The 13,377-nt window shown below is 53.4% G+C and carries 11 protein-coding genes; 5 read left to right on the forward strand and 6 right to left on the reverse strand.

All coding sequences use genetic code 11. The annotated features are described in order from the left end of the window. Positions 1–13: 13 nt before the first annotated feature. Positions 14–1,060, forward strand: coding sequence for a spermidine/putrescine ABC transporter substrate-binding protein PotD (potD, locus tag SK39_RS02320; RefSeq protein ID WP_003030797.1), 1,047 nt, complete (start codon positions 14–16; stop codon positions 1,058–1,060). 99 nt (positions 1,061–1,159) lie between these two features. On the opposite strand, the gene cobB is transcribed toward potD, so the two are convergent. The 5 genes from cobB to lolC all read right to left on the reverse strand — a co-directional run bounded on the left by cobB (position 1,160) and on the right by lolC (position 6,135). Then, positions 1,160–1,981 (reverse strand): Sir2 family NAD+-dependent deacetylase, encoded by an 822-nt coding sequence (cobB, locus tag SK39_RS02325; protein WP_003030799.1) that lies wholly within the window; start codon positions 1,979–1,981, stop codon positions 1,160–1,162. 15 nt (positions 1,982–1,996) lie between these two features. Next, positions 1,997–2,908, reverse strand: a complete 912-nt coding sequence (nagK, locus tag SK39_RS02330) for an N-acetylglucosamine kinase (protein WP_048216601.1) — start codon at positions 2,906–2,908, stop codon at positions 1,997–1,999. An 89-nt stretch (positions 2,909–2,997) separates the two neighbouring features. Next, positions 2,998–4,242, reverse strand: a complete 1,245-nt coding sequence (lolE, locus tag SK39_RS02335; protein WP_003030804.1) for a lipoprotein-releasing ABC transporter permease subunit LolE — start codon at positions 4,240–4,242, stop codon at positions 2,998–3,000. Beyond that, complete coding sequence (gene lolD, locus SK39_RS02340; protein WP_003030805.1) at positions 4,242–4,943, reverse strand: lipoprotein-releasing ABC transporter ATP-binding protein LolD; 702 nt, start codon at positions 4,941–4,943, stop codon at positions 4,242–4,244. Before lolD ends, lolE begins: the two co-directional genes overlap by 1 nt. Further along, positions 4,936–6,135: a lipoprotein-releasing ABC transporter permease subunit LolC gene (lolC, locus tag SK39_RS02345; protein WP_003030806.1), complete on the reverse strand. Its 1,200-nt coding sequence runs from the start codon at positions 6,133–6,135 to the stop codon at positions 4,936–4,938. Before lolC ends, lolD begins: the two co-directional genes overlap by 8 nt. A 261-nt stretch (positions 6,136–6,396) precedes the next feature. Between lolC and SK39_RS02350 the strand changes: the two genes are divergently transcribed. The 3 genes from SK39_RS02350 to ldtC all read left to right on the forward strand — a co-directional run bounded on the left by SK39_RS02350 (position 6,397) and on the right by ldtC (position 12,141). Then, positions 6,397–7,461, forward strand: coding sequence for an acyltransferase family protein (locus SK39_RS02350; protein ID WP_016149996.1), 1,065 nt, complete (start codon positions 6,397–6,399; stop codon positions 7,459–7,461). Positions 7,462–7,579: 118 nt separating this feature from the next. Then, positions 7,580–11,026, forward strand: a complete 3,447-nt coding sequence (mfd, locus tag SK39_RS02355; protein ID WP_003846721.1) for a transcription-repair coupling factor — start codon at positions 7,580–7,582, stop codon at positions 11,024–11,026. Between the two features lie 149 nt (positions 11,027–11,175). Then, positions 11,176–12,141, forward strand: a complete 966-nt coding sequence (gene ldtC / locus SK39_RS02360) for a L,D-transpeptidase LdtC (RefSeq protein ID WP_016149995.1) — start codon at positions 11,176–11,178, stop codon at positions 12,139–12,141. 84 nt (positions 12,142–12,225) lie between these two features. On the opposite strand, the gene bhsA is transcribed toward ldtC, so the two are convergent. Then, positions 12,226–12,483, reverse strand: a complete 258-nt coding sequence (gene bhsA, locus SK39_RS02365) for a multiple stress resistance protein BhsA (protein WP_003030810.1) — start codon at positions 12,481–12,483, stop codon at positions 12,226–12,228. 243 nt (positions 12,484–12,726) lie between these two features. Here bhsA and comR point away from each other — a divergent pair, with 243 nt between their 5' ends. Next, positions 12,727–13,362 carry a TetR family copper-responsive transcriptional repressor ComR gene (gene comR, locus SK39_RS02370; RefSeq protein ID WP_016149993.1) on the forward strand — a complete coding sequence of 212 codons (636 nt, stop codon included), beginning with the start codon at positions 12,727–12,729 and terminating at the stop codon, positions 13,360–13,362. Positions 13,363–13,377: the final 15 nt, after the last annotated feature.

Below are 13,377 nucleotides of genomic sequence, written 5' to 3' on the forward strand. Positions count from 1 at the left end.
GGGACGTTAAATGATGAAAAAATGGTCACGCCACCTGCTCGCGGCGGGTGCTCTGGCACTGGGCATGAGCGCCGCTCACGCGAATGACAACAACACGCTCTATTTCTATAACTGGACCGAGTATGTCCCGCCAGGGCTGCTGGAACAATTCACCAAAGAGACCGGCATTAAGGTTATCTATTCGACCTACGAGTCGAACGAAACCATGTACGCCAAGCTCAAAACCTATAAAGACGGCGCATACGATCTGGTGGTTCCGTCCACCTATTATGTCGATAAAATGCGTAAAGAAGGCATGATCCAGAAGATCGACAAGTCGACGTTGACCAACTTCCACAACCTCGATCCGGAAATGCTCAACAAGCCGTTTGACCCGAACAATGACTACTCCATCCCGTATATCTGGGGTGCGACGGCCATTGGCGTAAACAGCGATGCTATCGATCCGAAAACCGTCACCAGTTGGGCCGATCTATGGAAACCGGAGTACAAAGGCAGTCTGCTGTTAACGGATGATGCGCGTGAAGTGTTCCAGATGGCGCTGCGCAAGCTGGGATACTCCGGCAATACCACCGACCCGAAAGAGATTGAAGCCGCCTATAACGAACTGAAGAAGCTGATGCCTAACGTCGCGGCGTTTAACTCTGACAACCCGGCCAACCCGTATATGGAAGGTGAAGTCAATCTGGGGATGGTATGGAATGGCTCCGCGTATGTTGCGCGTCAGGCAGGTACACCGCTGGAAGTGGTATGGCCTAAAGAAGGTGGCATTTTCTGGATGGATAGCCTGTCTATTCCGGCTAACGCGAAAAACAAAGAAGGTGCGCTGAAGCTGATTAACTTCCTGCTGCGCCCGGACGTGGCGAAAGAAGTTGCGGAAACTATTGGTTATCCGACGCCAAACCTGGCAGCACGTAAGCTGTTAAGCCCTGAAGTCGCAAATGATAAAACCCTGTACCCTGACGCAGAAACCATCAACAAAGGGGAATGGCAGAACGACGTCGGTTCCGCCAGCGCTATCTATGAAGAGTATTATCAGAAGCTGAAAGCAGGACGCTAATTGCCCTCCTCTTAGGCCGGATAAGACGCGCCAGCGTCGCATCCGGCGCATCATCACTGCCCGATGGCGCTGCGCTTATCGGGCCTACGCCATCCGTGTTCACAGACCTTTCAATAACTTCTCAACAAACTCTGGCACCACCTGGCTTGCCGGACCGTAATACTTCTCTTCAAACTCGCTGCCAACCTGGCTCGGTTCGAGATTTAGTTCTACCGTATGTGCCCCATGCAGTCGCGCCTCATGCACAAAACCCGCAGCCGGATAAACATGTCCCGATGTGCCAATCGCAATGAATACATCCGCCATTGCCAGCGCCATGTAAATTTCATCCATGCCCAGCGGCATTTCACCAAACCACACCACGTGTGGTCGCAGCGGTGCCGGAAATTGACAGCAGTGACATTTATCTTCCGGGGTCACATCGTCCTTCCATTCCAGAATCTGCCCGCTTTGCGAGCAGCGAACCTTGAGCAGTTCGCCGTGCATATGGATAACGTTCTGGCTGCCCGCACGCTCATGCAGGTTATCAATGTTCTGCGTCACCAGTAAAAAACGGTCGCCCAGTTCGGCTTCGAGTTTTGCCAGTGCGATATGCGCCGCGTTGGGCTGGATTTCTGGCTGTTGCAATTGATGGCGACGGGCGTTATAAAACGACTGAACCAGTTCCGGGTTTCGACTAAATCCTTCCGGAGTCGCAACGTCCTCAACCCGATGTTCTTCCCAGAGACCATCCGCCGCGCGGAAGGTTCGAATTCCTGACTCAGCGGAGATTCCCGCTCCCGTCAGTACCAGCACTCTTGGTTTTTCCATCAATTCCGGCACCACTCTGTCTCTGAAAAAGATTCGTTGACGCAGGCGATCGCGCAAATGGCGTTTATTTTTACGAAAGCGGCTTAACCGATGACCCCGACGCGACAGCATAACAACCTCTTTGTATTAATCGGTAAGATGTAGGAAAGCAGCCCCGCGCATCCCGCCGGCATCACCGTGCCGTGCCTGCTCAATACGCGGTACCCGGGCAACCGGCAACAGATGACGTGGCAGTCGGTCCGTCAGTTGCGTCGTAATAGCGGTAAAATTCGACAAGCCTCCGCCAATCACCACCAAATCAGGATCGACGATAGTCAGGATATTCCCAAGACACACCGCCAGCAAATCCAGATAGCGTTCAACGTGTGCACGCGCATGTTCATCGCCCTGCTCCCACAACGCGATAATTTCACGGGCATCCAGCGGTTGATGGTAGTAATGCTGATACAACCACGCAAATCCACCGCCGGAAAGATAGCTTTCGATGCATCCCAGTTGGCCGCATCCGCAGCGGCGCAGCGGGAAATCAAAGCCCATCAGCGTCAGCGCATCAACCGGCAAACGAATATGACCAAACTCGCCGGTGATATAGCTGCGTCCGGTGATGGATTTCCCGTCAAGCACCAGGCCGCCGCCAACGCCCGTACCGAGGATCAACCCCATCACCAGCGGATATTGGGTAAACTCGTCATCCCAGGCTTCGGAGAGAGCAAAACAGTTCGCATCGTTATCCAGACGAACATCGCGGTCAAGGCGAGCGCTAAGATCGGCGCGGAGCGGTTTGCCACTGGCGGCAGGAACGTTGGCCGCGTACAACGTGCCGTCTTCCGTTTCCGGCATGCCAGGAATCCCGATACCGACCGAACCTTTGATACCAAAACGCTGGTCAGCTTCCGTCACCAGATTGCAGACCGCATCAAGGAAAGCGTCGTAGCTGTCGCGAGGTGTAGGGACGCGAGTTTCCCATTGCAGACGACGTTGCTTATCAAACACGCCCAGCGCAATTTTGGTCCCGCCGATGTCAAATCCGTAATACATCACCGCTCCTTGATACACGTCATCCTTCAAGATGCCTCTGCGTTGGCTACGCCTTGATGCAGCATGAATGCTGTCGTGTATTATTGTTGTTATTGGCCGCTAAGTACTCTCGCAGGATCAATATTACTGGCGCGACGCGCCGGATACCAACTTGCCAAAAGACTCAGCACGAGTGCTGTCACCAGCACGTAAATCACATCCAGCCAGTGTAATTCCGATGGCAGGAAGTCAATGAAATAGATATCGCCGGACAGGAACTGATGACCGATAAGCGCCTCGATTCCGTTGATGATCGGCGTCAGTTGCAACGAGACAACCACCCCGATGACGACGCCTATCAGGCTACCAAACAGACCCGCCAGCAGGCCGTACCAGACAAAAATGGCACGGATCAACCCATCTTTCGCCCCGAGGGTTCTTAATACCGCAATATCGCCGCTTTTGTCTTTTACCGCCATCACTAACGTGGAAACGATATTAAAGCAGGCCACACCAATCACCAGCACCATCGCCAGATACATAATGGCGCGAATCATCTGGATATCGCGATACATATAGCCGTAAGTACCGATCCAGCTCTTAATATAAACATAGTTATTGGTCACTTCGCCCGCGTCCCGCACCAGCTTATTGGCGTTAAACACGTCGTTAACCTTCAGCGCAATCCCGGAAACGCTGGTTCCCATATCCAGATATTGCTGCGCATCTTCCATTGGGATCATGGCAAAGCTGTGATCGAGCTGACCGCTCAGCTGCAGAATTCCCGTTACGTGCAAACGCACGCGTTTAGGCTGCTGTAATTTATGATCCGCGCTGGCGTTAGGGATCATAATCGACACCCAGTCGCCCTGCTTCACCTTCAGCGCATCGGCAATACCCTTACCAATGATGATTTGTTGTTCACCGGCTTTAAAATTATCCCAGGCATGGTTTTGCACGAAGGATGGAAGTGCGCTTAAACGCTGTTCCTGTTTCGGGTCAACGCCCTTCACCTGCACCGCGCGTAAGTTCGCCCCGCTCTCTACCAGTCCGGTAAAGTTGATATAAGGCGCCGCGGCGACAATACCCGGCACTTTTTGTACTTTGTCGAGCGCTTCCTGCCAGTTATTCCACGGCTGATTTACGGCTTCAATCTCTCCGTGTGGGACTACGGCCAGAATACGGTTGTTCAGCTCACGCTCAAATCCGTTCATGGCACTTAAACCAACGATCAACACCGCCACACCCAACGCGATGCCAACGGTGGAAATCACTGATATCAGCGAAACCATACCGCCGCGCCGCCGACCACGGCTAAAGCGCAGACCAATCAATAATGATAAAGGCGAAGCCATTACTCAGCTCCCATCAGGCTCAGTTCAGCCGTCAGGCGACCATCGCGCATCTCCAGCTGGCGGCTCATCCGCTTCGCCAGTTGCAGATCGTGCGTCACCACCAGAAATGCCGTGCCCTGAGAACGGTTCAGCTCGCCCAGAAGCTCGAAAATGCTGTCCGCGTTACGCGCATCCAGGTTACCCGTTGGCTCATCCGCCAGGACCAGACGCGGGTTATTCACCAGCGCACGAGCGATGGCCACACGCTGGCGTTCGCCGCCAGACAGTTCAGACGGGCGATGACTGGCACGATGATCCAGTCCTACGGCTTTCAGCATATCCCGTGCGCGCTCGGTTATTTCAGCCGGTTTTTTCTTGCCTATCAGCAGCGGCATCGCTACGTTTTCCAGCGCGGTAAAGTCCGGCAGTAAATGGTGGAACTGGTAAATAAAGCCCAGCTTCTGATTGCGCAGTTCCGCTTTCGCCGCCGACGAGAGCTTGCTCATTGGCTGACCGCTAAAAATCACGTCGCCGGAAGTCGGCGTATCCAATCCGCCCAGCAGATGCAGCAGCGTACTCTTGCCGGAGCCAGAGCTGCCGACAATCGCCATCATCTCACCTTCGCCGACGCTAAAACTGACATCGTGCAGGACATCGGTCTGCACAGTGCCTTCCTGATAGCGTTTGCACAGGTTGTCGCATTGCAACAGGATCTTATTCATAACGTAAAGCCTCAGCGGGTTGAGTGGCGGCAGCGCGCCAGGAAGGATAAAGCGTAGACAGCAGCGCGATGGCCATCGCCACCAGCGCAATGACGATAACCTGCAGCGGCTCGATAGCGACCGGCAGCGCCGCGCCATCCAGCAGCACACCAATAATTGGCATTAAATTGTTCAGTTGACTGGCGAGCAATGCGCCCAGCACCGCGCCAAGCAGCGCGCCGATAATCCCGGCACTGGCCCCCTGAACCATAAACACCATCATTATCTGCCGCGGCGTTAGCCCCTGCGTTTGTAGAATCGCCACTTCCCCTTGCTTCTCCATTACCATCAGACCCAGCGAGGTAATAATATTAAAAGCCGCCACAGCCACGATCAGGCTAAGCAGTAGCCCCATCATGTTCTTCTCCATGCGCACGGCCTGGAACAGTTCCCCTTTGCGCTCGCGCCAGTCCTGCCATTTGGTGCCCTGCGGCAGCGTTTGCTGGCTCAGCGTATCAACTTTTAACGGTTCGTTCAGCCACAGACGCCAGCCGGTAATATTGCCCACCGGATAGCGCATCAGGCGGGAAGCATCCTGAATGTTGGTCAGCATCTGGTAACCGTCTACTTCGCTGTTGGCGGCGAAGGTGCCAATCACCGTAAACAGACGCTGGCTCGGCAAACGCCCCATTGGCGTAAACTGGCTGGCCGAAGGCACCATCACGCGAATTTGATCGCCACGGTTCACGCCCAACTGCCCGGCAAGCTGCTCGCCGAGGATGACATTATACTTACCCGGTTGCAGATCTGTTTGTTTCACATTGACCAGATACGGCGTTAACGGATCTTTTTGCGCCGGATCGATACCGAGCATCACGCCGACCGCCACGCTACGCGCGCTTTGCAGCACCACATCTCCCGTAGTTATGGGTGCAACTCGGTTGACGCCGTTCAACACCACCGCTTTTTCCGGCAGTTGTTGCGGGTTGAGGGAACCCTGTTCAGACGAGAGAACGGCCTGAGGCATCAGGCCAAGAATATTGTTTTGCAGCTCGCGCTCAAAACCGTTCATCACCGACAACACCGTGACCAGCGCCATTACCCCGAGGGTAATGCCAATGGTGGAGAGCCAGGAAACGAAGCGACCGAAGCGATCTGCTGCACGCCCACGCATATAACGCAGGCCGATGAATAGAGCGACAGGTTGGTACATGAAATCCGTCTGGTTGCTGTTAGCAAAGTCACGAGTATATAAGCGAAAGCGGAATGGGTAAATGACTGAACCGTAAGTGTTCGTCAGCACTATTCCTAAAAGTATAAATAAATCAATTCGCTAAAGCTGTCCCTCTTCCCTTCCATCCTGGACCCTGATCTTTATCTTAAAAAATCAAAATGCAGACAGTTACGCATTACAGCGCACAGCGGGTTGCGCAGGATGGCAGGCTATAACCAACAATATGGATACGCCGTCTCGATGAATAAAAAAGAACTATGGATTAATCAAATCAAAGGGTTATGTATTTGTCTGGTGGTGATTTACCACTCGGTAATCACATTTTACCCGCACCTCACTACTTTTCAGCATCCGCTTTCAGAGCTGCTGAGCAAATGCTGGATTTACCTCAATTTGTACCTGGCGCCGTTTCGCATGCCGGTCTTTTTCTTTATTTCGGGATATCTGATCCGTCGCTACATTGATAGCGTCCCGTGGACCACCTGCGTGGATAAACGGATCTGGAGTATTGCCTGGGTGCTGATTCTCTGGGGTGTGGTGCAATGGCTGGCGTTAGTGGCGCTCAATAACTGGCTGGCCCCACAGCGCGATCTGAGCCATGCTGCCAACGCCGCTTATGCTGGTTCGATCGCAGGTTTTACCCACGGGATGCTGACGGCCAGCACCAGCTTGTGGTATCTGTACGCGCTGATTGTCTATTTTGTTCTGTGTAAAATTTTCAGCCGTTGGGCGGTGCCGCTGTTGGCGTTATTTGTGGCGCTGAGCGTGACGATCAACTTTGTCCCGACGCCGTGGTGGGGAATGAACAGCGTGATTCGCAATCTGCCCTGGTACAGCCTCGGTGCATGGTTTGGCGCAACGCTGATGGTATGGATTAAGGAGGTGCCCCTGCGCCGCCATGCGCTCATTGTTCTGGTTAGCGCAATCGCCGCCATCGTCGCGTGGCTGGCAAATGTCTCACTATTACTTTCTCTTCTTTCCATTGTGCTGATCATGAAGCTGTTTTATCAATTTGAGCTGCGCTTTGGTATGCGTGAGTCCGGCCCGTTAAGCGTAATTGGTGCCAATACCATCGCCATCTACACCACCCACCGTATTCTGGTTGAGCTGTTCAGCTTAACGCTAATCCCAAACATTAATCATGCCGCCTGGCCTGCATATGCAGAGCTGGCCCTGCTGCTGGTGTATCCATTCGCCTGCCTGCTGCTGTGCACCTTGTTTGGCCTGTTGGTGCGTAAAATTTCACAAAAAACAGTGGCCGACCTGCTCTTTTCCCCGCCTTCTTTATCGGTCGTTTCGCGCTAACCTCAACGCGCTTTTTGCCCCCATCAGGGGGCGAATCAATTTGCTTATGAGAAACGATCACGGATAATAAAGAACATTGCTTATCAGATGTATATCTAAACGAGAACCTGACAACCGAATGCCTGAACAACATCGTTACACGCTCCCAGCGAAAGCTGGCGATCAGCGCCAGTTGGGTGAGCTTACCGGTGCCGCCTGCGCAACGCTGGTCGCCGAAATCGCCGAACATCACGCCGGTCCAGTGGTGCTGATCGCGCCGGACATGCAAAATGCTTTGCGCCTGCATGATGAAATTCGTCAGTTCACCGACCAGATGGTGATGAACCTGGCCGACTGGGAAACGCTGCCCTATGACAGTTTTTCTCCCCATCAGGAGATTATCTCTTCGCGTCTCTCTACGCTGTATCAACTGCCTGCCATGCAGCGAGGCGTGCTGATCGTTCCGGTAAATACTCTGATGCAGCGTGTCTGTCCGCACAGCTATCTGCACGGGCATGCGCTGGTCATGAAAAAAGGTCAGCGGCTTTCGCGCGACGCCCTGCGCGAACAGCTGGATAGCGCTGGCTATCGCCATGTTGATCAGGTCATGGAACACGGCGAATACGCCACGCGCGGCGCGTTGTTGGATCTGTTCCCGATGGGCAGCGAGTTGCCTTATCGTCTGGATTTCTTTGATGACGAAATCGACAGCCTGCGTCTGTTTGATACCGACACCCAGCGCACGCTGGAAGAAGTCGATGCCATTAATTTGCTTCCCGCGCACGAATTCCCGACTGACAAAACGGCCATCGAGCTATTCCGTAGTCAGTGGCGCGATACCTTTGAGGTTAAACGCGACGCCGAACATATTTATCAGCAGGTCAGCAAAGGCACGTTACCTGCGGGTATTGAATACTGGCAACCGCTATTTTTCAGCGAGCCGCTGCCGCCGCTGTTCAGCTACTTCCCTGCCAATACGTTATTGGTCAATACCGGTGATATCGAGACCAGCGCAGAACGCTTCCAGGCCGATACCCTGTCACGCTTTGAAAATCGCGGTGTTGATCCAATGCGCCCGCTTCTGCCGCCGGAATCGCTGTGGCTGCGGGTTGATGAGCTGTTTTCTGAACTTAAACGCTGGCCGCGCGTTCAACTGAAAACCGAGAGTCTGGCGAACAAAGCTGCGAATACCAACCTCGGGTTCCAGAAGCTGCCGGACATCGCCGTGCAGGCACAGCAAAAATCACCGTTAGATGCGTTACGTAAATTCCTTGAGGGCTTTACCGGCCCGGTGATTTTCTCGGTCGAAAGTGAAGGCCGACGTGAAGCGCTTGGCGAGTTGCTCGCTCGTATCAAAGTGGCACCGAAGCGGATATTGCGACTCGATGAAGCCGTAGATAACGGTCGTTATCTGATGATTGGCGCAGCTGAGCACGGCTTCATCGATAGCAAACGCAATCTGGCACTGATTTGTGAAAGCGATCTGCTTGGGGAACGCGTGGCGCGTCGCCGCCAGGATTCGCGTCGCACCATCAACCCGGATACATTAATTCGTAACCTTGCAGAGCTGCATCCCGGTCAGCCGGTAGTGCATCTGGAACACGGCGTGGGTCGCTATGCCGGGATGACCACGCTGGAAGCGGGCGGTATCACCGGTGAATATCTGATGCTCACCTATGCCAACGATGCCAAACTGTACGTGCCGGTGTCGTCACTGCATCTGATCAGCCGCTATGCAGGCGGTGCAGAAGAGAATGCACCGCTGCATAAACTGGGTGGCGATGCCTGGTCACGCGCCCGACAGAAAGCCGCTGAGAAGGTGCGCGATGTCGCGGCAGAGCTGCTGGATATTTATGCCCAGCGCGCGGCGAAAGAAGGCTTTGCCTTTAAGCATGACCGTGAACAGTATCAGCTGTTTTGCGACAGCTTCCCGTTTGAAACCACGCCTGACCAGGCGCAGGCGATCAACGCTGTACTCAGCGATATGTGCCAACCTCTGGCCATGGACCGCCTGGTGTGCGGTGACGTCGGTTTTGGTAAAACCGAAGTCGCGATGCGCGCCGCTTTCCTTGCCGTAGAGAACCACAAACAGGTTGCCGTGCTGGTTCCGACTACCCTGCTCGCACAGCAGCACTTCGACAACTTCCGCGATCGTTTTGCCAACTGGCCGGTACGCATTGAGATGTTGTCCCGTTTCCGTAGCGCCAAAGAGCAAGCGCAGATTCTGGAACAGGTTGCCGAGGGGAAAATTGATATTCTCATCGGCACGCACAAACTGCTGCAAGCGGATGTGAAGTTAAAAGATCTGGGTCTGCTGATTGTCGATGAAGAGCACCGTTTCGGCGTTCGCCACAAAGAACGCATCAAGGCGATGCGTGCGGATGTCGATATTCTGACCCTGACGGCAACGCCTATTCCGCGTACGCTCAATATGGCGATGAGCGGCATGCGCGATCTGTCGATCATCGCCACGCCGCCTGCTCGTCGTCTGGCGGTCAAAACCTTCGTGCGCGAATACGACAGCCTGGTGGTACGCGAGGCGATCCTGCGTGAAGTTCTGCGCGGGGGACAAGTTTATTATCTGTTTAACGACGTCGAAAATATCCAGAAAACCGCTGACAGATTAGCAGAACTGGTGCCGGAAGCGCGTATTGGTATCGGCCACGGGCAAATGCGCGAGCGCGAGCTGGAACGCGTGATGAACGATTTCCACCATCAGCGTTTTAACGTGCTGGTGTGTACCACCATTATCGAAACCGGGATCGACATTCCGACCGCCAACACCATTATCATCGAACGCGCCGATCACTTTGGTTTAGCGCAATTGCACCAGCTACGCGGTCGTGTGGGACGCTCACACCATCAGGCGTACGCCTGGCTGCTGACGCCGCATCCAAAAGCAATGACCACCGACGCGCAAAAGCGTCTGGAAGCCATCGCTTCGCTGGAAGATTTGGGTGCAGGATTTGCGCTGGCGACCCACGACCTTGAAATTCGCGGCGCCGGGGAACTGCTGGGTGAAGATCAAAGTGGTTCCATGGAAAGCATCGGCTTCTCACTGTATATGGAGTTGCTGGAAAATGCGGTCGATGCGCTCAAAGAAGGGCGTGAGCCGTCACTGGAAGATCTCACCAGCCAGCAAACCGAAGTTGAATTGCGTATGCCGTCTCTGCTGCCGGATGACTATATACCGGATGTTAACACCCGACTATCGTTCTACAAGCGCATTGCCAGCGCGAAAGGCGAAAACGAACTGGAAGAGATTAAGGTCGAGCTTATAGATCGTTTTGGCCTGCTGCCCGACCCGGCTCGTACGTTGCTGGATATCGCTCGTTTACGCCAGCAGGCGCAGAAACTGGGGATCAGAAAGCTCGAAGGTCATGACAAAGGCGGTACCATTGAATTTGCCGAGAAAAACCACGTCAACCCGGTCTGGCTGATTGGTTTACTGCAAAAACAACCGCAACACTTCCGTCTGGACGGCCCAACCCGACTGAAATTTATGCAGGATCTGGGCGAGCGTAAAACGCGGATCGACTGGGTCCGCCAGTTTATGCGTCAGCTTGAAGAAAACGCCGTAGCATAGTGAACAGACCGGGTGAGCACACCACTCACCCGGCCTGATGAATTTACAAACTCTTTGCACTTCCCTGCACTTCCAGACACAGCAAACCGCCATAATTCTCGTTTACTTTTACATAATAAAAACCACGTAAAAACAATGGATTTATGGTGATGTTAAACAATAAACGACTCTCTCGCTGGCTCGCGTTTTTTACGCTGGCAGCGACCTTCGCGTTAGCACTTCCGGCTCAGGCAAACACCTGGCCGCTGCCACCGCCGGGAAGCCGTCTGGTGGGCCAGAATACCGTTCACGTTGTTGAAGACAATGGCGGTTCTCTGGAGGCGATTGCGAAAAAATATAATGTCGGCTTTTTAGCGCTGCTGCAGGCCAACCCCGGCGTTGACCCTTACGTACCACGTCCGGGCAGCGTGCTGACTATACCGTTACAAACTCTGCTACCTGACGCCCCGCGCGAAGGTATTGTTATCAACCTCGCCGAACTGCGTCTTTATTATTACCAGCCGGGGACCAATTCGGTGACCGTTTATCCTATTGGTATTGGCCAGTTAGGTGGTGACACGCTGACGCCTACGATGGTAACCACCATTTCTGATAAACGCGCCAACCCCACCTGGACGCCGACGGCAAATATCCGCGCGCGATACAAAGCAAACGGAATTGACCTGCCTGCCGTTGTACCTGCCGGTCCGGATAACCCGATGGGCCATCATGCAATTCGCTTAGCGGCATACGGCGGCGTCTATCTGCTGCACGGCACCAATGCTGACTTTGGCATCGGCATGCGCGTCAGTTCCGGCTGTATTCGTCTGCGCGACGGTGATATCGAAACCCTATTCCGTCAGGTAACGCCCGGAACTAAGGTCAATATTATCAATACGCCGATCAAAGCATCCGTTGAGCCTAACGGCGTGCGGCTGGTAGAAGTGCATCAGCCGCTGTCCGAAAAAATCAATGACGACCCGCAACTGTTGCCAATCGTGCTGAACGCGTCCATGCAGACATTTAAAAATGCGGCGCAAACAGATGCCGCCGTCATGGATCATGCGATGGAGATTCGCTCAGGCATGCCGGTCGATGTGACCCGTCATCACGACGTTGCTCAACAGCCGATGTAAACTCCGCACATAAAAAACCCCCGCTGGATTTTATTCCGCGGGGGTTTTTATTTAACTCGCAGTGGCATTGCGATGGGTTAAATCTTATTTGTAGATAACAGCAGTCCCATGAAGGGTGTTAGGGCCGGTAACGGAAGTAATACGGAAAGACTTCGCACCCATCTCATCGGCTTTCTGCGCCAGTTGATCTTCCAGTGAACCTAAGTTAGTCCCCGCATTCGCAGAAATAGTACCGACTTTCTCTTGACCCGCAGGTGTGGACTGAACTTCAACAGCGGCGAAGCTTGCAAATGACAGTGAGCTAAGAACAGCAGCAACAAACAGGGTTTTTACGTTTTTCATGATAGTGACCTTTAGCAGATGAATGGGTGCCGGAAAGATTAACTTAACGATCGATAGGTAAATCATAGATGTGATCCAGGTCACACGTCAATACTTTTTTATAATGATCGTTATATAAAATATAAAGGTCTTATTTTTCATGACAATAGATATAATTTATTTTTATCGTGAATCCGCTGGAGTGTGCAGTCGAATATTTTTATAATGGTTATTCAATAAACCCAACAAAGGTACATCGGCGCCATGACAACTGAAACGACAGGTTGTGCAAAAAAAAGCCGTGGCCGACCAAAAGTGTTCGACAGGGAAGCCGCGCTTGATAAGGCCATGACACTCTTCTGGCAGCACGGATATGAAGCGACCTCGCTCGCCGATCTCGTAGAAGCTACAGGCGCAAAAGCGCCCACGCTGTATGCGGAGTTCACCAATAAAGAAGGGTTGTTCCGTGCCGTGCTGGACCGCTACATCACCCGCTTTGCGGCGAAACACGAAGCTCAGCTGTTTTGTGAAGAAAAAAGCCTTGAGTCCGCACTGGAAGACTATTTCACCGCCGTAGCGACCTGCTTTACCAGCAAGGACACCCCGGCGGGATGTTTCATGATTAACACTTCTGCGACGCTGGCAGCCTCTTCCCGCGATATTGCGCACACGGTGAAATCCCGCCATGCAATGCAGGAACAGACGCTTACTCAGTTTCTTCATCAGCGTCAGCAACGAGGTGAAATCCCCGCCTACTGTGACGTGCAAAAACTGGCTGAATACCTGAACTGTATTTTACAAGGTATGTCGATCAGCGCCCGTGAAGGTGCAACGTTTGAAAAACTGATGCAGATCGCACGTACCACCCTGCGACTGTGGCCCGAACTCGTCAAAGCTTAACCCTTTCCCGCAATT

Origin of the sequence: Citrobacter sp. BIDMC107 (assembly GCF_001037575.1) — a bacterium.
Lineage (GTDB): Bacteria > Pseudomonadota > Gammaproteobacteria > Enterobacterales > Enterobacteriaceae > Citrobacter > Citrobacter freundii.